Below are 18,946 nucleotides of genomic sequence, written 5' to 3'. Positions count from 1 at the left end.
CAAGCTGTGCAACCTTATTGAATGTAAGGGCGGTTACAAATGGGATCCCCATGGTGCGAGCAGGAGAAAATACCATTACAGCCTGATCGCCGAAGGAAAAGTTGACCCGGGCGACATCATCCCCCATGTGCTGCCTTTAGCTGAAGCGGAACGCAACTACCACATTTTTGACACGAAGACGGAAGGCGCAATCAAAGTTGTGCTCAAGCCATAGCGGGCATACATAAAACCCTATCTCCAAACCAAGTGTTGGGGGATTGGGTTTTGTTAGTTTCTGCTATATAATGGTAGGAACTCGTTTTACCAAAGGGGCGGTGAAGCTTGATCTTCAAGGTGGCCGATTGTGAGCGCGAGATGGAGCAGATCCATCGACTGAACTATCAAACGTTTGTGGAAGAGATTCCGCAGCATCCGCCGAATGATCAGCAGATGCTGGTCGACCGTTTTCATGAGGAGAACACCTATCATATCGCACTGGAAAACGAGCAGGTGGCAGCGATGCTGTCCATCCGCGAGAATCGGCCGGTTTCGCTGGATGGGAAGCTTGCGAACCTGGAAGGATACTTGCCGGTTTCCCCGCAAAAGATGATCGAGATTCGCTTGCTGGCCGTGCAGAAGCAACATCGCAACAAGCAGGTCGTTTACGCGCTGATGCAATTTACGGTGGGCCGGCTGCTGGAGGCAGGGCGGCTGTTCTATTTTAAAAGCTGACAAGGTGCCATTTCTGCTCCTCCGCCATAGCTTAGAAAGGGAAGCAAAGGCTAGGCGAGGAGGAACTTGTCAATGCGTTACAACTACGGGGAGAAGCTGCCCCTTCGGATTGTCGATGAGATAGAATTCTGGAAGATGCAAGAAGCGGAGCATACGCTGGTGATCCGCCAACTGGAAGCGGAGTTCGTGACGGCGCTGGCGAACTGGGAGAATGCCTTGTCGCAAACGCAAGGCCTGGCGACGCGCTATGCGGAGGCGTTGACGCGGTATGGGAACCGCGTGCCGCATGAAGTGCGCGATCAGATCATCAACTTGACGGCTTTTAGCTATAAGCAAAGCCAAGGGTTCATCCATCTGGTCAACCAGATCGTGGCGGGGAGCGCTGCGGTGCGCAGCATGCCGGTCGCGGTCGCCGTGCTGAACCATATCCGCCGCGAATCCGAATATTTTCTGGGGATCTCCCATTCGGTGTTGATGAATCACTAGCACAAAAAAACACCTCTCAGCTGAGAGGTGTCTTTTTTGTATTCGTATTAGTTGGCCGAGATGCCGCGAGCAGCCCAGATGTTGGTGATCGCAGTTGCGTTTGCGCCGCCGTTCAGGAGCTGGTCGGCCGTTTTGATCGCTTTTGCACCAGCGTTGAAGCCGGAGGACGGGGTGAGGGAGAAGTGGGATTGCAGGATCAGCTTGGTTGCTTTGTCAACGCCGAGCTGCAGAGCCAAATCATATTCACCTTGCGACCAGATTTCGCCGTCTGCGTGAACTTCGCCGTACCAGTCGCCCGGCATGACTTTGTTGGTGTCGAGACGACGCAGGCACGGCGGGTTGCCGCTGTCGTAGGAAACTGCGTCCCACTCGCCGATGCAAGCGTTGCCGAAGGAGGTCGGAGCCAGCTTGTCTTCCCAGATCGCGCCGAGGTAGTCGCCGAAGCCTTCGCCCATCGCGCCGCCTTCCAAAGTGTTGCCGAAGCCCGGGACTTGGTTGTCCTGGATGGAGTGGCCGTACTCGTGCGCGATGATGCCTGCATCTTCCGCATCGTCAACGCCGCCGGTGCCGAAGGTCAATTGCTTCGTCGACGGGGAGTAGAAGGAGTTGTCAGCAGTCGTGCCGTTTACGTTAACGGTGATCTGACGGTTGTTGACGTTGGTGAAGCCCAGCGTCTGGATGTAGCGCTGCAGTTCATCGATATGGTAGTACACCATGACGTTCTCAAAGTGATTGCTGCTGCGGGTATAGTTAAAGGTGTTGGTTGCAGAGTAGGTAGCATACTTCTTCTGCACAGCCTTTACATATTGGCCGGTCAGGTTGCCGGAGCCGTCCAGACCGCGCAGGGTAACGGTCTTCAGTTGACCGGTCAGAGCGGTGGAGTCAGCATCGTTGTTGTCGAGGAAGCCGGTTTTGGTGCCTGCGGTTTCCAGCGGGTTCGGCAGGAAGACTTTGCCGGTGCCGTCAACTTTTTGGTTGAGGTCTTTGTTCTTGAGGATCTTGCCGTCTTCTGCGCCGACAAACGTTTCCCAAGTGGACAGGGTGTCTGCATCAACAGCGGTTACTTTATATGCCGGAACTGCTGCGCCGTTGCCTTCAACGTAGTAGCCGAAGACGCGGGAAACCAGTTCTTTGGTGTTTTTGATTTTGTTGTGGCCAAGAGCTTTGCCTTCTGCATCGTTCTCGTTCAGCTTGGTTTTGCCTTTCGCGCCAGTCAGGTTCGGCACGTAGTCAGATACGATGAGGATCGGGTTGCCTTGGGTATCGAGGGTAACGGTTACTTGATGGTAGAACACATCTGCGCCGTCTACCTGTTGTTGGTAGCGAACATAAGAACCAAACTCGGTGTTGATGGTGGATACGTGTTTCAGGTCGGAGAGATCCGATTTGAAACCGTATTGACCAGCGTTTTGCTTGAGGTAGTTGTCAGCCGATACTTTCGTATCAACTTTCGCCGCGACCGGCGCCCCTTGTGCCGTCTCAGCCAGCGCTTGCGGAGCAAGCATGGTCAACATCATTGCAGTTGCTACTGCAGTAACAAAAGTTTTGCGATTTTTCATGACCCTTTAAACCTCCCTATTTTTGTTTTCACAATTATCTTATAATTGTTTCGCTAGAATTGCAAGTGTTTTTTATCAATGGAATCATGATAACCAGAAATTTATATTTATATATAAGTCGAAAGGCTTAAAACAACGCAAAAAAACCGCATACCCGAAGTGGGCATGCGGCCGAACACCAACTGTGGTTATCGGTTGTTGTTGTTATTGTTGTTATAATTGCTGCCGCCGTTTCCATTGTTGTTGCCCATGGAAATGTCGCCGCGGAACAAGAGCGAGAGGCAGTACAGGCCGGAAATGCCGACCAGAGTGTAAACGAGTCGGCTCAGCCAAGATGCTTCGCCTCCAAACAGCGCCGCAACCAGGTCCCATTGGAACAGGCCCACCAACAGCCAGTTCAGCGCGCCGATGATCACGAGCGTCAGGGCAATGCGATCAAGAGTGTTCATGCGGGTCATATGCTCCTCCTCCTTTCGACTGCGACTTCACCTTTACGATTCCCATGCGGGAGGGCGTGTATTATAGGAAGATGTTGGTCAGCGCATGCCGGTGTCATCCGAGTGGTGCGTCTCATCAGACTTCGGATTGACGGTGGGCAGATACCCTTTTGCGAATTCGTAGTGCAGCGGCGTCAGGTCTTTTTTCTCTTCGGGCTCGCTATGGCGCTCCGCTGCCGGTTGTCGTTCCGGATTCATCCTAAGAACCTCCAGTTCGTGCTGTGATCTTGCAGGGGCTTGCGGAAATAGTATGTTCAGTTGCAGGTGGAATTACATTGCATCGCATTACCACAAGATGGTATACTTAAGATCGAAATTCTGGAGGGCGGGGATTAGATGTCTAATGAATATTTCGTCATAAAAGCCCAAGACAATGGGGTGCAAGTCATCGGCTTGACGCGCGGTCAGGATACGAGATTTCACCATGCGGAGAAGCTGGACAAAGGTGAAGTGATGATCGCCGAGTTTACCGAACATACATCGGCTGTGAAAGTTCGCGGCCGCGCGACGATCTGGACCAAATTCGGCAAGATCGAGGCCGGCGGCACCGATCTCGATATCGAATAGGAGTTCGCAACGCATCGGACAAAAGAGGAGCAAGGTGCCAGGACAGGCACCGGGCTCGTCTTTTTTTGTGTCATCGCGCATATACCTCGTACTACATGGTAAAGGGGGAGAGCCTGATGTCAAAAGGTCTGATCGCTGCGCTGCTCATCTCCACGGTCCTCGCGCTCGCCCTGTCGTTTTTGCCGTCGCAAGCGCTCGAACGGTGGGGTGGCCAGCAGCTTGAAGCCCGCACCAGCGGGGATGTGCCGGTGATGAAACGGGAGAAAGTGGTCGATGAGCTGGGAACGCTGCAGCTTGGCAGCCATCTGCAGGAGGTCGTCTGGGAGCAGGACAAGCTGGTGATCATGCTGGCCGTGCCGGCGACGACACTGCATGGGCAAAACAAGCCGTGGAACGACATCTACAAGATCGCGCACCGCTTCCTCGTCGAAGTGCCGCAGCAGCAGGCGGTGGAAGTGCGCGTCGTCACCTATGAGCATCCGGAACGGGTCGAGCTGTCGGTCGTGGCTGACCGTTCTGACATGGTCGGGGCGCCAAAACCCGATTCGCAGGCCATTTCGGCGTTTGTCCAACAGAAATTGGATGTGATTGAAAAAAATACAGAGTCAAATTGACGCGGATGCTCCCCGCGTCTTTTTTCTCTTCCTAGAAAGAAAATGTATGCTATACTTAGTCTAATGAACACACAGGAACTTTCATATTTCCTGTCGAAATAGCCCATGTTAAACTTGGTTTAGTAGCTTTGTATCCTAGGGCTGGTCGGGCCTTTTTCTTTTGTATCGGGGTTTGGCAGCCAGTCTGAATAGGAGATGGAACCATTGCAAGTACAACAACGCATCGAAGAGACCTGCGTGCAGGACATCCGGTCGAAGCTTTTTGCTGAAATGGATCATAAGTATTTATCTGCGATCATTGCGCAACCGACCCCGGAAAGGCTGCAACTGGCACTCAGTGAGGCGATTTGCGAGGCGGCAGGCCTGGACGGGAAGGAGACGGAAACGATCGTTTCCACCTTGCTCTTGATCTACCACGGTCTGGCTTTGCATGAAGAGATTGAGACGCTTGCCCGCCATGAAGATGAGCGGTTTCGTCAGCTCGGCGTGCTTGGCGGCGCCTATTATTCAAGCAAATATTACCGGCTGATGGCCGAGAGCGGACAGATCAAACTGCTTGGTCAGTTTGCCCGCGCCATCCAGTCGATCAATGAAATGAAGGCGGAACTGGTTCGCGTTCCGGGTGATTTCACCCTCTCTGTGGAAAGATACCTGCATCTGCAGGAGACGATCCATGGCGCCCTGCTCCGCACGCTCTGCGACGCGCTGTTGCCGCAGGATTCCCGGTGGGAACAACTCGTCACCCATCTGGTGCGGGCGAGCGTCCTCAAGGCGGAACTGGACAACATGTCCGGCCACACCTGGGTGCGTGGGGCGGCCAACCTGTCGCTTTGGCAAAAGGCCAACAGCGAAGAGAAGAAGTGGCTGAAAGCGATGAAGGCGAGCGACGGGCCGGACAAACGGCTCATGTCCCTCTATGTGAAATATGGCACATCGACATATTTGTTCTCCTTGCTGGAAGAAGCGGCTTCTCTCGCCGAACCTGCGATGATGATGATGCAAGGCTTGCGCGATGAACTGCGCGCTCTTCCGGGACAGCTGATGGCTCCGGGGGCGTACTCGCGTCGAGTTTGCGAAGAAGGTTGAGGGGAATTTAATGGATAAGTTTGCATCGAAGGAAGAAAAAGTTCATTACGTCTTTGAGCGCATCGCGAAGCGTTACGACCTGATGAACTCCCTGTTAAGTGCAGGTTTTCATAAGCGCTGGCGTAAGATTACGATGAAGCGCATGAATATACAGCCGGGGCAATCGGCGATCGACGTGTGCGCAGGCACCGGCGACTGGACGGTTGCATTGGCCGAGCAGCTCGGGCCGGAGGGCAAGGTGGTCGGTCTGGACTTCTCGCAGGAGATGCTGAAATACTCGTACCCGAAGATCGACAAGGCCGGCGTTGGCAAACAGACGTCGATGATCTACGGCAACGCGATGGATCTCCCGTATGAGGACAACACGTTTGACCATTCGACGATCGGTTTTGCGCTGCGCAACGTGCCGGACATCCGCAAGGTGCTGTCCGAAATGATGCGCGTAGTCAAGCCGGGCGGACAGGTCGTGTCCCTTGAGCTGTCCAAGCCGGTCTGGAAGCCGTTTCGGGCGCTCTATTTCTTCTATTTCTATAAGATCCTGCCGGCGATCGGCAACCTGGCATCCCGCGACAGCATTTCGTATTCGTGGCTTCCGGAGTCGCTGACCAACTTCCCGGATCAACAGGAGTTAAAAAAGATCATGGAGAGTGTCGGCATGACCGACGTCCGGGTCTGGAACTTCTTTGGCGGCATCTGCGCGCTGCATATCGGCAAGAAGCCGCTCCAACAGGATTCGCGCAATGACTAAGGAATTTGTCGTCGGAATGACGGGAGCGAGCGGTGCGGTGTATGCGATTCGACTGGTGCAGGAACTCTGCCGCGCCGGCCATCGCGTACACCTTTTGCTCTCCGAGTCGGTCTGGCAGGTGTTCACCCTCGAGATGGGGTGGGACGTGTCGCACGGCGACCTGACTGCGATTCCCCGCTTGTTTGAACTGCCGGAAGATGCTGACTTACAGATCCATGGCAGCCGCGATTACGGAGCGCCGGTGGCGTCCGGGTCGCACCTCACGGCCGGTATGGTCGTGATTCCATGTTCGATGGGAACGCTTTCAGCGATCGCCAACGGCTCTTCTGATAACCTGCTGGAACGCGCAGCGGACACGCACCTCAAAGAGGGGCGTCCGCTCGTTCTTGTGCCTCGGGAGACGCCGTTTAATAAGATTCATTTGAAAAACATGCTGGCCACGGCCGATGCAGGCGCCAAGATCGTGCCGGCGATGCCGGGCTTTTATCACCGCCCGGAGACGATGGACGACCTGATCAATTTTGTCGTTGGCAAAGTGCTGGACAGCATGCATGTGGAACATACTCTGTTTCGCCGTTGGGGCGATCGGGAGAAGGAGTAGACGGGGGGAAGTACTGTGGAAATCATCACCAAAGACCACCCATTTGCAGAGATTTGGGAGAAGGTGCAGCGCGAAGAGCGTCTGACCTTCGAAGACGGCGTCAAGCTGATTTCGTCCAACGATATCACGGCGCTTGGCCACATGGCCAACTATGTGCGGGAGAAGAAGCACGGCGACAAGACGTTCTTCAACACCAACCGGCACATCAACCCGACGAACATCTGCCAGACGCTGTGCGATTTCTGCGCGTTTGGCGTGCGCATGAAAGATCCTGCTGCGTACACAATGACGATGGAAGAGATCGAGCACCGCATCGACATGATCGATCCGGAAGCGACCGAAGTCCACATCGTTGGCGGGAACAACCCGGCCCTGCGCATCGATTACTATGAAAACATCCTGCGCAAAGTCAAGGAAAAGCGCCCGAATCTGCACATCAAGGCATTGACCGGTGTCGAGATCGACCATTTCACCCGCGTCAACAAGATGTCGGCAGAAGAGGTGCTCGACCGACTGGTTGCAGCCGGCCTCGACTCGATGCCGGGCGGCGGCGCGGAGATCTTTGCTGATGAGCCGCGCTCGGTCATCTGCGATCACAAGACCAGCGGCGACCGCTGGCTGGAGATCCACGAGATCGCGCACAAAAAAGGCCTGCGCACGAACTCGACGATGCTGTATAACCATGTGGAGTCGCTCGAAGACCGCATTGACCATATGATTCGTCTGCGCGAACTGCAGGACAAGACGGGCGGTTTCCAAACGTTTATCCCGCTGTCGTGGCACCCGGACAACACGGAACTGATCAAAAAGTTCCCGCATCTGCACATTTCGACCGGCTTCGAAGACTTGAAAGTGATCGCCGTGGCGCGCTTGATGCTCGACAACATCGACCACATCAAGACCTACTGGATGCAAGTCGGCGAGAAGCTGGCACAGACGGCGCTGTGGTTTGGCGCAGACGACCTCGACGGCAACGTCGTGGAAGAAAAGATTTACCATGCTGCAGGCGCGCAGACATCTCAGGGTATGGCAAAAGCAGACTTGGTGAAATTGATCCGCGACGCAGGCCGCATGCCGGTGGAACGCGACACGCTGTACAATGTCGTCAACACCGATTTCTCGCACCTTGAGAAGGGCAAGAAAGCCCCGGTCGAGGAGCTTACGGTTCTGTAATGAATCCGTTGCATGTGCGGATCGGCCATATCAAATTTACGAACGCACTGCCGATCTGCCATTTTCTTGACAAGTCTGACCCTGAGATTGAATTTATACCCGGCGCGCCAAGCGATCTGAACAAATGGCTGGCCGAAGGTTCGGTTGACGCCGGACTCTGTTCTTCCTTGGCGTACGCGGAGCTGGCCGAAGATTTTGTGGCGTTGCGCGGGCTGTCCGTGTCAGCGCGCGGCCCGGTCGGCTCGATCTTCTTTTTCTCCAAGCGACCGTGGGAGGAACTGAACGGCGCGGTGATCGCGCTGCCGGTCATCTCCAAGTCGAGCTCGAATCTGCTGAAGATCCTGCTCGCGGAGACTGGGATCACGCCTGCTGAATACATCACGCTGCCGTCCGACGACCTTCCGGCGATGCTGGAGCAGGCGGATGCAGCGCTGTTGATCGCCGATGATGCTTTGTATTGGTCGGTGCAGGAGCATGGTTGTCATCTGTATGACCTGGGCGAAGAGTGGAACAAGCGCACCGGTCATTCGATGACGTTTGCCGTCTGCGCCGTTCCCAAGCGCCTGATTGAGGAGAACCCGGAGAAAGTGCGCAAGATTCACCGCTTCTTCCTCGAAGGGAAGAAGAAAGGGCTGGCCGACATGGATGCGGTGATCGCGCAGGCGATGCGTATGCTCGGACAGACCGAAGAGTTTTGGCGCACTTATTTCAATAAACTACGTCATGACCTGGATGAAGAGTGGGCGGTTGGCGCCAATGCTTATTTTGACGCCGCATACCGTCATGGTCTGCTCAAGAAACCGGTCAAGCTGGAACTGTGGGGTGACGAGGAATGAGTTTTGTAAACACGAAGACGACCAAGGTGGATGAGGTGCTCGACAAGGCGCTGCAAGGCGAACGCTTGTCGCTGGAAGACGGCACGATCTTGTACCAGTCGCACGACCTGACCAAACTTGGCGCTGCAGCGAAGAAGATCATGCAAAAGCATGTCCCGGACAACATGGGCACGTTTGTCATCAACCGCAACATCAACTACACGAACATCTGCGACACCTACTGCCGTTTCTGCGCTTTCTACCGCACGGCGAAAGATGCAGACGCGTATGTTTTGTCTGATGAAGTGATTTTTGATAAAATTCAGGAGACGATCGACCTCGGCGGCACGGAGATCCTGATGCAGGGCGGGACCAACCCGAACCTGCCGTTCTCCTACTATCTTGACCTGCTGAAGAAGATCAAGTCCCGTTTTGACATCACGATGCACTCCTTCTCGGCAGCAGAGATCTTGAAGATGGTCGAAGTGTCCGGCCTGCCGCTCGACGAAGTGATCGTACAGTTGAAAGCGGCGGGTCTCGACTCGCTGCCGGGCGGCGGCGCGGAGATTCTCGATGACAGAACCCGCCTGCGCATCTCCAAGCTGAAAGAATCATGGACGAAGTGGATGGAAGTCCATGATGCGGCGCAGCGCCACGGCATGAACACCACGGCGACGATGGTCATCGGCTTTGGCGAGTCGATCGAAGAGCGTCTGCTGCACTTCATCCGCGTGCGTGAACAGCAGGATAAGACCGGCCGTTTCACCGCGTTTATCTCCTGGACCTATCAGCCTGACAACACCGCGCTCAAAGGCGAGCGCGCAACGGCTGCTGAGTACTTAAGGAACCTGGCGATCTCCCGTCTGATGGTCGACAATGTGCGCAACTTCCAGTCTTCCTGGGTGACGATGGGCGACAAGATCGGGCAGTTGGCGCTGGAGTTTGGCTGCAACGACATGGGCTCGACGATGATCGAGGAAAATGTCGTCTCGGCAGCAGGCGCACACAACCGCAGCGACAAAGAAAAACTGATCCGCCTGATCCGCGATGCAGGACGCGTCCCGGCACAGCGCGACACGCAATACAATATTCTGAACATTTTCTAAGGTGGATTTTGAATGAAGTTGATGGACATCTATTTTTCGCTCAAATCGGATCTTGACATGGTGGAGCGTCGGCTCCATGACGAGGTGCACACTTCCCAGTACAACCTGAAGAAAGCATCTGCTCATCTGCTGAAAGCAGGGGGAAGCGGATTCGTCCGGTCTTCGTCTTGCTCGCCGGGAAGTTTGGGCGCTACGATGTCGCCAAGCTGACCCAGGTCGCAGCGGCGCTTGAGCTGATTCATATGGCTTCGCTCGTTCATGATGACGTGATCGACGATGCAGCCACAAGGCGCGGGACGCCCACCGTCAAGTCGGAGTGGGGCGACCGGATGGCGATGTACACCGGCGATTACATTTTTGCTCGGGCGCTCGTTTTGCTCGCCGAGTTTTCTGATGTACGAATCCATCAACTTCTTTCGGAGTCGATCGTCGCCATGTGCGAAGGGGAGATTGAGCAGATTCGCGATTTTTACAACATGGAGCAGAATTTACGCACGTACTTGCGCCGCATCAAGCGCAAGACGGCGCTCTTGTTGTCGGTCTCCTGCACCTTGGGCGCGATGGTCGCGGAGTGCAAGCCGCGTGAAGTGCGTCTCTTGGAGCGCTACGGCTATTATGCCGGGATGGCGTTTCAGATCATCGACGACATTCTCGACCTGACCTCGACCCCGAAAAAGCTTGGCAAGCCGGTCGGTTCTGACCTTCGCCAAGGCAATCTGACGCTTCCCGTGCTGTTTGCGCTGCAAAATTCGCGCGATGCGCTGCGTTTGCGCAATTTGATCGGCCGTGAGATGACAGCGGCGGAAGTCGAAGAAGCGGTGAAAATCGTCAAGTCATCGGGCGGCATTGAGTATGCCCGCACGATGGCTGACCGTTATATGGAGAAGTGCCTGGAGGCGCTGCGGCAGCTTCCGAATACGGATGCTCGCACCAAGCTGGAAGGCATCGCTCATTTCATCAACGAACGCGATCATTAATTGATCGCGTTCGCTTGCTTATCGTCAATGACCTTGGTAAAATGGACAAGGATTGTAAAGAAATGCGTACATAAAAGCGTACATAAAAGGAGTTGTCTGAACCAATGGCAGTTGAACAAACTTTCCTCATGGTAAAACCGGACGGCGTACAACGCGGTCTGATCGGTGAAATCGTTTCCCGTTTCGAAAACAAAGGCTTCAAGCTCGTAAACGCGAAAATGATCCAAGTTCCGCGCGAACTGGCAGAGTCCCACTACGCTGAACTCTCCGACAAGCCGTTCTTTGGCGAACTGGTTGACTTCATCACTTCCTCCCCGGTATTCGGCATGATCTGGGAAGGCGAAAACGTAATCACTACCGCTCGTGCAATGATGGGCGCTACCAACCCGTCTGCTGCAGCACCGGGCACCATCCGCAACGACTACGCAATCTCCGTTGGCATGAACATCATCCACGGCTCCGACTCCCCGGAGAACGCAGCTCGCGAAATCGGCCTGTGGTTCGGCGGCGAGACTTTGTCCTACGACAAAGCGATCAACAAGTGGATCTAATCGGCTGAACAGCCCAAAGCCCGCTTCCATCACGGAAGCGGGCTTTTTTATTGGAGATAGGCTTTCAAGTCGTCCATTTTGGCGAGCGTCGCTTGACGGCCTTGTTCAATGCAGTAGGCGATCTTGTCAAACGAAGTAAAGCCAACTCCTTTGATCACCGGCTGCAGGGCAAACACGTTTTCATCCATCAACTGCAGTGAGATGATTTCGTTTTGCATGATGTCAACGCCGCGCATAAAGACGTCGAGGAACGTCTTCGGCGGCGCGCTGACATTTTTCATCTCCGTGTCGTGCAGGTCGACAACGATCACTTTGTCACAGCCGGCCTGTACGAGCACTTCGGCCGGGATGTTCATCCGCACCGCGCCGTCGACGAGCGAGCGTCCGTCGATCACCCGGGGCGTAAAGAGACCGGGCAGGGAGCAGGAGGAGCGCACGCAGGCGCCTTTGTCTTGCATCGGCAGGTAGACCCAGCCGCCCAGTTCGTAACCTCTGGCAAACAGCGGGTCGGTGAAGATGATCGATTCGGCGGAGACGATGTCGACCGCGGTGATGAACAGCGGGATTTTGGGGTGGGTAGGAGGCAAGGTGAACAGTTGGTTGAGGAAGCGTTCGAAATTGGCGCCGCGAACGAACCCTTGCGGCAACAGGCGGGTCCAGTCTTTGGTGAAGCCGAGGTATTGCAGTGGCAAGAGGGCGATCAGCTTCAAGATGTCGAAGGTGCTCGTCGTCCAGTCGATCAGCTCACGCCCTTTGAAGCTCAAGGCGATCCGGCGCAGCGTCGCCGGAGACAAGCCGTTGGCATAGAGGGATGCGATGACCGATCCGGCGGAGGTGCCGGCGATCAGGTCGGGCCGGATGCCCGCTTCCCAGAGCGCTTCCAGCACCCCGATGTGCGCAGAACCGCGCAAGGTGCCGCCGCTTAACGCAAGGCCCAGTTTCACGTAAATTCCTCCCTTTCGGCAAGGGGGTGGAGGCAGGACTTTTGACCCTGATGGACGAATAGGTAAATCGAGGCACCAGAAGGAACGAGGGAGGTACCCGCTTTGCCGATTGATGATTTTGAACTGTTTATGGAAAGCATTTTTAAATATACGAGGATTGACCTTCGCAAATATAAACGCCCCCAGATGCAGCGGCGCTTGACTGCGCTGCGAGATAAGCGGGGCTTTCGTGATTTTATGTCCTATTTTGACGGCTTGAAAAAAGACGACAAGCTGTTTGGCGAGTTTCTCGACCGGATGACGATCAACGTGTCGGAGTTCTTCCGCAACCCCAACCGCTGGGATGTGGTGCGCGACCGGGTGGTTCCGGAGATGCTGGTCGGCAAACGCCGCTTGAAAATCTGGAGCGCCGCCTGCTCGACCGGGGAAGAGCCGTACACGCTGGTCATGCTGCTCAGCAAGTTCATGCCGCTGTCCGACATTCAGATTCTCGCCACCGATCTCGACGAAAATGCGCTGAGCAAGGCGAAGCAGGGCCTGTACTCGGAACGCTCCCTGCATTTCGTGCCGGAGGAGTTTAAGCGCAAGTATTTCACAGAGACTCCGAACAACCTGTTTGCCGTCTCCGAGGCGGTCAAGCGCTGCGTGACATTTAAGAAGCACAACTTGCTCGAAGAGGCGTTTGACTCCGATTTTGACCTGATCGTCTGCCGCAATGTGATCATTTACTTCACGGAAGACGCCAAAGACATTTTATATCGCAAGTTTTCCGATGCGCTTCGTCCCGGCGGCGTGCTGTTTGTAGGCAGTACGGAACAGATATTTAACCCGCAGTCGTTCCGATTTACGACTTACGACACGTTTTTTTACCAGCGTCAATAGTGCCTTTATACCCTATGTGGGGGGGAGGTAGTCCTACGACCCCTTTCGACTGTCGAAATTCCTCGAAACTTGTCGCGTAATTTACATCCAAAAATTTTGGCAATCATGCGTATTGCCTATTTACTTTCAAGGAATTTCGACTTAGAATGAAATAGGAAAAGCGATTTGGTTTCAACTCTGAGTCATATTAACTTCAATTTGATTTAGTTTTACCGAATCGCACAGAGAGCCCCACCAAAAAACCGGGGCCAGGGAGGCATATCTTAAAAATATTGCACCAAGCTTAGACGAGCTACTATATATTCTCGAGATGCAGCAATAGACAACAAGAAAAGGACTGACCCAATGGGCAGTCCTTTTTCTGATGAAAGGTGCAGGACAAACAAAAAGGATTCATGCGCATAACGCAAGAATCCTATTGTTCGCTTATTTGTCGAGATTGGTAATGTAATTTGCTACTGCGCTAATTTCTTTATGGTCCTTCAGGAGGCCCTCCGGCATGTTCGGCGAAACCCCATCAGTGATGATCTGTTGGATCGTTTCAGCAGACAGCTTCTGACCCTTCTCATGCAGGCTCGGAGCCAGGTCCGTTCCTTTGAGGTCCTTGCCATGGCAAGAAGCGCAGTTTTGCATCACGAGCTTTTCAGCGTCAATTGCTTTTTCTTCCTTGTGTTGGAAGGTGTCTGCGGAATAAGATGCGAAGCCGCTGAAGGCAACGCCCAATACGAACAGAACAAGTACGATACCGATACCACGTAAGCTCATAGTTCACACTCCTTTCTTCTACTCACCCATTTTACCATGACAAAAATGAAATACATACACTTGATTTTTTGGAAACCTGTGTCCAAAATCGTACATTTTCTTGGCTGTGTGGGCGATTTACCTTGCAAATTCACTCAGATTCTATAAACTTCCTGTCTCAATCTATGACTTTGATTAATTTTTGTGTTAAGATTAATCTAGTAGAACTGTATCGGCAGAATGGATGTGACGTTCCATGACGGAGACCCTGCAGACAAAGGTGGATGACCGCTTTGCCATTGTGGAGCAAATCGGCGCGAGTTCCTATTTTGGGGATCACTTGGCAGGTTGGGATCAAAAGACAAATGAAAAAGTTCGGCTCGTGCGTCTGGCACCACATGTGGTGTCTTTCCTTGGACATGACCAGATCGCGCTGCGCGCCCGTTTGTTCCAGGAAGCGGGTCTGCCGATGGCGCGAGTGCTCGATGTCTTCTCAGCAGAAGGCGCGAGCTATGTCGCGTATGACTGGCAGGCTGGGGAAGAGTCGCTGCTTCAGTATACCGAAGGCAAGCCGCTGACGGCGGTGCTTGAGGTGCTCAAGGAGCTTTGTGACGCGATTGCGCAGTTGCATGGACGGACGATGTGGCACGGCGGGATCGCACCCGACTATGTGCTGGTGCAGCCGGACGGTTCGGTGCGCCTGCTGACGATGCTGACCGACGCGCCTCTGTCTTTGTACAACGCCTGCGGGGCGGACGATGCTTTGCAGTATTTTGCACCGGAAACGATGACGATGAGCCCGCTCGATGCGCGGACGGACATTTACAACCTCGGCGTGCTTTTCTATCTTGTGCTGACCGGACACTTCCCCTTTTCGGAGGATGGCGACGGGACGCTGCACCCGCCGTCGCGCTATAACGAGCACATTCCGCCGCACCTCGACCGGCTCGTGCTGAAGATGATCAACCGCAAGCCAAGCAAACGTTTTCAATGGATCGGCCAGATCATCGACGAACTGACGCGCACGCTGGGCCGCCATGACGGGATCTGCAACGCCGACATGCAGACATACGGATCGCAATATCTGTTCTCAGCGGAGTTTACCGGCCGCGAACAGGAAGTGGAGACTTTGTCCAACTTCTACGAGCGGATGATGCAGGGCACCCGCAACTCGATGCTGATCACCGGCCAGACCGGTGTCGGCCGCAAGCGCCTGATCTATGAAGTTTCCGGGCGCTACATGCACAACGTGTCGGTCATTTCGGCGACCGTGCGGGAAACGCCGTTTGGCGCGGTGGAGCTTCTCGTTATGAAGCTGTTCCTGCTCTGCTTCGCTGTGCCGAAGCTGGAGCGTCTGGGGCGCATGTACGTGAACCTGCTCGGCAGCGTGCTGCCGCGCGTGGCGTTTGAATACCGCGACATGCTGACCGCCGAAGTTGGTGAACAGCCAAAGCATCAAGAGCCTGAAAATTTGCTGTTTGACTTTTTCTCAGAAATTTTAGAGACCTATGGCGAACCGATGGTGTTCGAGCTGTACGATGCGCACCTTCTGGATGCCGAGTCCCTGCAATTTTTCAAAAAGCTGCTGGGGCAGGAGACGCTGTCGCTTGGGTTTGTTGGCGTGACGGAAACGCCCGCGCCCGCGCTGATGTCTCTGTTCCAAGCGCATTTGCACCTCGAACCGCTGCCGCTGGAGATGATGCGCGAGGCGGTGCGCTCGCGCTTTGGCAGCGCCGATTTCCTGAGCGATGAGTTTATCCAGTGGCTGAACTATCATGGGCGCGGATCCTTGGAGCAGGTGTTCCAACTGATCGACTACCTCGCTGATACCAAGCAGCTCTATCAGGAGCGCTACGTCTGGCACATGGTGCCGGAATCGGTGGAGAAGTTTGAGATTCCGCAGGGGATGGAGTCTTTGATTCTGTTCCGTCTGCAGTCTTTGACGCCGCAGGCGAAAGAGGTCTGCCAGGTGCTGTCGCTGTTCAAAGGGTCGATGATCGTGGAAGCGGCAGCCAAGGCGTGCGGTTTTGAAAAAGCGCAGGATCTGCTGCCGGTGCTGCGCCTGCTGGAAGAGCAGGGCCTGGTCTGGCAGATGCACAACCTGTACGGCTTTACGTCGAACAACATCAAAGACCACATCTTCCAAACGATTCCGGAAGAGATGCGCTCGCAGATGCACCGCACCTTGGCCGCCTGCCTGCTCGATGTCGGCTCCACTTCGTACATGGAAGTGGCGTATCACTTCGAAGCGGGGCATGAGTGGGAGCGGGCGATCTACCTGAACATCATCGGGGGACGCCGCTGGTACCGCCGCGGATTGTTTGCCGAAGGGGAAGCGCAGATCAAAAAGGCGATCGAGCTGTATGCGCACCTGCCCAAGCGCAAGTGTCCGAACTCCCTGTATACGTTCCGCGCGCGCATGCTGCGCCTGCTCGGATTGCTCGACGATGCGACAAGCGTGATGACCGATCTGTATGAGCGCACAGGATCGGTGCACGTGCTGATCTCGCTGATGCTGGTCTATGTCAACATGGGGAACTTCCAAGCGCTCAAGCCGCATGTGGCCTATGTGGAAGAGCAGATCCAGACGGACAACGTCTCGGAGCAGGACAAGCTCTACGCGATGGTGGCGATCGCCATGTATTACCTCGAAGCGGACGGCGACTACGAGCACATCCGCGCCATGGAGCGTTACCAGAAGGAGCATGGGCAGCGTCTGCGCGAAACGCTGAAAGGCCGCCACTATGTGTCCTGGCTGTACAACCTGCAGGTGCTCCTGATGAGCGTGCCGGGCGTGTCGTTTGAAGACAGCTCGCACTACCTGCACGAAGCCGCATCGCTCGCCGAGCATGCGAACAATCGTCAGGCGCTGATCGGCATCTACAACTGCATGGCGATCGGCTTCCAGAAGACCGACCCGCTGCGGGCGAAAGACTACTACCTGCAGTCGGCCAATCTGGCGGCCGACCTTGGCAACCGGATGAAAGAGGCGATCGCCTACATCAACCTTGTCGAGATCTATCGTCTGCTCGGCGATATGTACCACGCCCAGCGCTATATCGAAAAAGCGCGCGAGACCTGCCAGGCGGTGTTCGCGGGCGAAGATACGTCGCTGCTCTGTCATGAGATCGAACACTTCCTGTTCATCGAAGAGTTCGAAAAGGCGGAGCGCGTGATCGACACGCTGATCAAAACGGCGAAAAAGCAAGGGCGCAAACTGATGCGCGACCATGCTTTCCTCTATCGCTTCCGCACATCGGTTGCCCTTGGCAAACTGAAGAAGTGTGAGCGGATGTGGCCGGTGGTCGAGCAGATCTGCACCAGCCGGGATTTTGTTGAGGAGCATCAACTGCTGCGCGGGCGCTACAACCTGATCAAAGGGCAGTATGAAGACATCATCGCCGAGTTCAGCCAACTGGTCGGTGAGCAGGACGTGCCGACCGAGATTCGCATCAAGCGCTATCTGCTGCTGGCGATGGCCTGTCAGGAAGCGGGACGCAACGAAGAAGGTCTGCAGGCCGCGCAGGCGGTGCAACAGCTGATCCACAACACCGGTTATATCGGTTATCTGTCCACCGCGCATTACTGCCTCGGCCGCCTGTACCAGCAAACGCGGCAGTTTGTGGAAGCCAACCTCAACTACAAGCGTGCGCTGATCGGCTATCGCAAGCTCAACCAGCAGGCGCGCCTTGGGCAGATCGACAAGCTGATGCGCCAGACCAACCAAGAGCTGGTCGGACAGGCCAACCAGGTGATCGAGGAGATGCAGGAAGTCGTGACGCAAGCCGCGCCGCGGCTGGTGCACAAGGTCGAAGCGAACGGATCGAAACTGCGCACCTGGTCGAGCAAGATGGTCGAGGAGCGCCAAGAGCTGATCGACACGCTGACCGACAACGAGATCCTGCTCGACGCCATCCGCCGCGTCTCTTCTTCGATCATGGTCAAGACGGTCTGCGAGAACCTCGCTGCCGTCATCTTCGAAAACCTGCTCTTCGACAACATTCACCTGATGGTGCAACTGGCACCGGAACGGGTGGAGCTGATCCATCTGAATGAGCAGCTGCAGGCGGTGCCGTCGGCCAACCTGGAAGTCGATGAGATGATCGCCAGCGTCGCTGAGCAAGAGAAGCCGCTGGAGTGCGAAGGGCGCAGTTCCTACCTTTACGGGCTGCCGGTGTACTCGCATGACCAGCAAGTGATCGCGGTGATGGTCTTGGAAAAACTGAGCCTGCAAACGCCGTTCTCCCTGCGTGACAAACGCTTCATCAACTCGTTTGCCCAACTGGTCTCCTCCAACGTCGAGAATGCGATCATGTACGAAGTGATGATCACCGACAACCTGACCGGCCTGTACCAGCGCAATTACTTCATGAAGCGCCTGACCGAAGAGTTCAGCAAAGTCAAACGCTACGGGATCGACCTCTCCTTCCTGATGATCGACCTCGACAATTTCTCGTCGATCAACAATCGATTTGGCCATAACGAAGGGGACCGCGCGCTGCGCACGGTGGCGAAGACCTTGCAGCGTTCGGTGCGCAACGTCGACATCGTCGGACGATTCGGCGGGGAAGAGCTGATCGTAATTTTGCCGAACACGAACGGAACGGCTGCGCGCATCGTTGCGGAGCGGGTGCTGAACAACCTGCGCAACATCCCGATCGAAGGCGACCGCTATCAGCTGACCGCATCGATCGGCGTGTCCTCGTTTGATATGGACCAGCCGGTCGACGCGACCGACCTGTTTGACAAAGCGGATCAGGCGGAGACGTTCGCCAAGCGCTTTGGCAAAAACCGCGTCGTCTGCTATTGGGAACTGCCGCATGATGACTTTGAAATCTAAACAAAAGACCGCCCGGCACATCGCCGGACGGTCTTTTTGATGAGC

General features: G+C 55.1%; 20 protein-coding genes and 1 pseudogene. 16 read left to right on the top strand and 5 right to left on the bottom strand.

Annotation, left to right across the window (positions count from 1 at the left end):
• Nucleotides 1–70: 70 nt before the first annotated feature.
• The 3 genes and pseudogenes from CBW65_RS24950 to CBW65_RS19870 form a co-directional block, all read left to right on the top strand.
• Nucleotides 71–214: pseudogene (locus tag CBW65_RS24950) on the top strand (glutathione-dependent formaldehyde dehydrogenase); the annotation flags it as partial.
• A 107-nt stretch (nucleotides 215–321) separates the two neighbouring features.
• Entirely contained in the window at nucleotides 322–711 is a 390-nt protein-coding gene (locus tag CBW65_RS19875) for a GNAT family N-acetyltransferase (RefSeq protein ID WP_087458334.1), read from the top strand.
• 72 nt (nucleotides 712–783) lie between these two features.
• Nucleotides 784–1,197, top strand: coding sequence for a DUF2935 domain-containing protein (locus tag CBW65_RS19870; RefSeq protein WP_087458333.1), 414 nt, complete (start codon nucleotides 784–786; stop codon nucleotides 1,195–1,197).
• Nucleotides 1,198–1,244: 47 nt separating this feature from the next.
• Here the strand turns inward: CBW65_RS19870 and CBW65_RS19865 are convergent, their stop codons facing one another.
• The 3 genes from CBW65_RS19865 to CBW65_RS24370 form a co-directional block, all read right to left on the bottom strand.
• Nucleotides 1,245–2,756 carry a M36 family metallopeptidase gene (locus CBW65_RS19865; protein WP_332457824.1) on the bottom strand — a complete coding sequence of 504 codons (1,512 nt, stop codon included), beginning with the start codon at nucleotides 2,754–2,756 and terminating at the stop codon, nucleotides 1,245–1,247.
• A 188-nt stretch (nucleotides 2,757–2,944) separates the two neighbouring features.
• Nucleotides 2,945–3,205: a DUF378 domain-containing protein gene (locus CBW65_RS19860; protein WP_087459306.1), complete on the bottom strand. Its 261-nt coding sequence runs from the start codon at nucleotides 3,203–3,205 to the stop codon at nucleotides 2,945–2,947.
• Between the two features lie 87 nt (nucleotides 3,206–3,292).
• Entirely contained in the window at nucleotides 3,293–3,451 is a 159-nt protein-coding gene (locus CBW65_RS24370; protein ID WP_157722078.1) for a hypothetical protein, read from the bottom strand.
• A 138-nt stretch (nucleotides 3,452–3,589) separates the two neighbouring features.
• Between CBW65_RS24370 and mtrB the strand changes: the two genes are divergently transcribed.
• The 11 genes from mtrB to ndk all read left to right on the top strand — a co-directional run bounded on the left by mtrB (nucleotide 3,590) and on the right by ndk (nucleotide 11,491).
• Nucleotides 3,590–3,820, top strand: coding sequence for a trp RNA-binding attenuation protein MtrB (gene mtrB / locus CBW65_RS19855; protein WP_087458332.1), 231 nt, complete (start codon nucleotides 3,590–3,592; stop codon nucleotides 3,818–3,820).
• A gap of 116 nt (nucleotides 3,821–3,936) precedes the next feature.
• Nucleotides 3,937–4,434: a hypothetical protein gene (locus CBW65_RS19850; protein WP_087458331.1), complete on the top strand. Its 498-nt coding sequence runs from the start codon at nucleotides 3,937–3,939 to the stop codon at nucleotides 4,432–4,434.
• Between the two features lie 204 nt (nucleotides 4,435–4,638).
• Entirely contained in the window at nucleotides 4,639–5,520 is an 882-nt protein-coding gene (locus tag CBW65_RS19845; RefSeq protein ID WP_157722077.1) for a heptaprenyl diphosphate synthase component 1, read from the top strand.
• 10 nt (nucleotides 5,521–5,530) lie between these two features.
• A complete protein-coding gene (locus tag CBW65_RS19840) occupies nucleotides 5,531–6,268 on the top strand; it encodes a demethylmenaquinone methyltransferase (protein ID WP_087458329.1) in 738 nt (245 codons plus the stop codon).
• A complete protein-coding gene (locus CBW65_RS19835; protein ID WP_087458328.1) occupies nucleotides 6,261–6,869 on the top strand; it encodes a UbiX family flavin prenyltransferase in 609 nt (202 codons plus the stop codon). The genes CBW65_RS19840 and CBW65_RS19835 overlap by 8 nt, the downstream gene beginning before the upstream one ends.
• A gap of 15 nt (nucleotides 6,870–6,884) precedes the next feature.
• On the top strand, nucleotides 6,885–8,042 hold the full coding sequence (gene mqnE / locus CBW65_RS19830; protein WP_087458327.1) for an aminofutalosine synthase MqnE: 1,158 nt from the start codon (nucleotides 6,885–6,887) through the stop codon (nucleotides 8,040–8,042).
• Nucleotides 8,042–8,878 carry a menaquinone biosynthetic enzyme MqnA/MqnD family protein gene (locus CBW65_RS19825; protein ID WP_087458326.1) on the top strand — a complete coding sequence of 279 codons (837 nt, stop codon included), beginning with the start codon at nucleotides 8,042–8,044 and terminating at the stop codon, nucleotides 8,876–8,878. The genes mqnE and CBW65_RS19825 overlap by 1 nt, the downstream gene beginning before the upstream one ends.
• A complete protein-coding gene (gene mqnC, locus CBW65_RS19820; protein ID WP_087458325.1) occupies nucleotides 8,875–9,963 on the top strand; it encodes a cyclic dehypoxanthinyl futalosine synthase in 1,089 nt (362 codons plus the stop codon). The genes CBW65_RS19825 and mqnC overlap by 4 nt, the downstream gene beginning before the upstream one ends.
• 12 nt (nucleotides 9,964–9,975) lie before the next feature.
• Nucleotides 9,976–10,173 carry a hypothetical protein gene (locus tag CBW65_RS25265; protein WP_332457823.1) on the top strand — a complete coding sequence of 66 codons (198 nt, stop codon included), beginning with the start codon at nucleotides 9,976–9,978 and terminating at the stop codon, nucleotides 10,171–10,173.
• Complete coding sequence (locus CBW65_RS19815) at nucleotides 10,131–10,940, top strand: polyprenyl synthetase family protein (protein WP_332457822.1); 810 nt, start codon at nucleotides 10,131–10,133, stop codon at nucleotides 10,938–10,940. Before CBW65_RS25265 ends, CBW65_RS19815 begins: the two co-directional genes overlap by 43 nt.
• Before the next feature lie 104 nt (nucleotides 10,941–11,044).
• Nucleotides 11,045–11,491, top strand: coding sequence for a nucleoside-diphosphate kinase (gene ndk / locus CBW65_RS19810; protein ID WP_087458324.1), 447 nt, complete (start codon nucleotides 11,045–11,047; stop codon nucleotides 11,489–11,491).
• A 47-nt stretch (nucleotides 11,492–11,538) separates the two neighbouring features.
• On the opposite strand, the gene CBW65_RS19805 is transcribed toward ndk, so the two are convergent.
• Entirely contained in the window at nucleotides 11,539–12,435 is an 897-nt protein-coding gene (locus tag CBW65_RS19805) for a patatin-like phospholipase family protein (protein WP_157722076.1), read from the bottom strand.
• Between the two features lie 108 nt (nucleotides 12,436–12,543).
• On the opposite strand from CBW65_RS19805, the gene CBW65_RS19800 reads away from it, so the two are divergent.
• Entirely contained in the window at nucleotides 12,544–13,317 is a 774-nt protein-coding gene (locus CBW65_RS19800; protein ID WP_087459304.1) for a CheR family methyltransferase, read from the top strand.
• A gap of 426 nt (nucleotides 13,318–13,743) precedes the next feature.
• Here CBW65_RS19800 and CBW65_RS19795 read toward each other — a convergent pair whose 3' ends face one another.
• On the bottom strand, nucleotides 13,744–14,082 hold the full coding sequence (locus CBW65_RS19795) for a c-type cytochrome (RefSeq protein ID WP_087458323.1): 339 nt from the start codon (nucleotides 14,080–14,082) through the stop codon (nucleotides 13,744–13,746).
• Between the two features lie 235 nt (nucleotides 14,083–14,317).
• Between CBW65_RS19795 and CBW65_RS19790 the strand changes: the two genes are divergently transcribed.
• Nucleotides 14,318–18,901 carry a diguanylate cyclase gene (locus CBW65_RS19790; protein ID WP_087458322.1) on the top strand — a complete coding sequence of 1,528 codons (4,584 nt, stop codon included), beginning with the start codon at nucleotides 14,318–14,320 and terminating at the stop codon, nucleotides 18,899–18,901.
• The last annotated feature ends 45 nt before the right edge of the window (nucleotides 18,902–18,946 follow it).

This window comes from Tumebacillus avium (assembly GCF_002162355.1).
GTDB lineage: Bacteria > Bacillota > Bacilli > Tumebacillales > Tumebacillaceae > Tumebacillus_A > Tumebacillus_A avium.
Note: the sequence above shows the minus strand (reverse complement) of the source record. Positions and strands in the feature narration are given on the sequence as shown.

What these genes read in the sequence shown, in the direction of transcription:
- CBW65_RS19860 (WP_087459306.1), bottom strand. Translation starts at nt 3,205, where the DNA reads ATGAACACTCTTGATCGCATTGCCCTGACGCTCGTGATCATCGGCGCG.
- CBW65_RS25265 (WP_332457823.1), top strand. Translation starts at nt 9,976, where the DNA reads ATGAAGTTGATGGACATCTATTTTTCGCTCAAATCGGATCTTGACATG.
- CBW65_RS19795 (WP_087458323.1), bottom strand. Translation starts at nt 14,082, where the DNA reads ATGAGCTTACGTGGTATCGGTATCGTACTTGTTCTGTTCGTATTGGGC.
- CBW65_RS19840 (WP_087458329.1), top strand. Translation starts at nt 5,531, where the DNA reads ATGGATAAGTTTGCATCGAAGGAAGAAAAAGTTCATTACGTCTTTGAG.
- CBW65_RS19850 (WP_087458331.1), top strand. Translation starts at nt 3,937, where the DNA reads ATGTCAAAAGGTCTGATCGCTGCGCTGCTCATCTCCACGGTCCTCGCG.
- CBW65_RS19790 (WP_087458322.1), top strand. Translation starts at nt 14,318, where the DNA reads ATGACGGAGACCCTGCAGACAAAGGTGGATGACCGCTTTGCCATTGTG.
- CBW65_RS24370 (WP_157722078.1), bottom strand. Translation starts at nt 3,451, where the DNA reads ATGAATCCGGAACGACAACCGGCAGCGGAGCGCCATAGCGAGCCCGAA.
- CBW65_RS19835 (WP_087458328.1), top strand. Translation starts at nt 6,261, where the DNA reads ATGACTAAGGAATTTGTCGTCGGAATGACGGGAGCGAGCGGTGCGGTG.
- CBW65_RS19825 (WP_087458326.1), top strand. Translation starts at nt 8,042, where the DNA reads ATGAATCCGTTGCATGTGCGGATCGGCCATATCAAATTTACGAACGCA.
- CBW65_RS19865 (WP_332457824.1), bottom strand. Translation starts at nt 2,756, where the DNA reads ATGAAAAATCGCAAAACTTTTGTTACTGCAGTAGCAACTGCAATGATG.
- mqnC (WP_087458325.1), top strand. Translation starts at nt 8,875, where the DNA reads ATGAGTTTTGTAAACACGAAGACGACCAAGGTGGATGAGGTGCTCGAC.
- mtrB (WP_087458332.1), top strand. Translation starts at nt 3,590, where the DNA reads ATGTCTAATGAATATTTCGTCATAAAAGCCCAAGACAATGGGGTGCAA.
- CBW65_RS19870 (WP_087458333.1), top strand. Translation starts at nt 784, where the DNA reads ATGCGTTACAACTACGGGGAGAAGCTGCCCCTTCGGATTGTCGATGAG.
- ndk (WP_087458324.1), top strand. Translation starts at nt 11,045, where the DNA reads ATGGCAGTTGAACAAACTTTCCTCATGGTAAAACCGGACGGCGTACAA.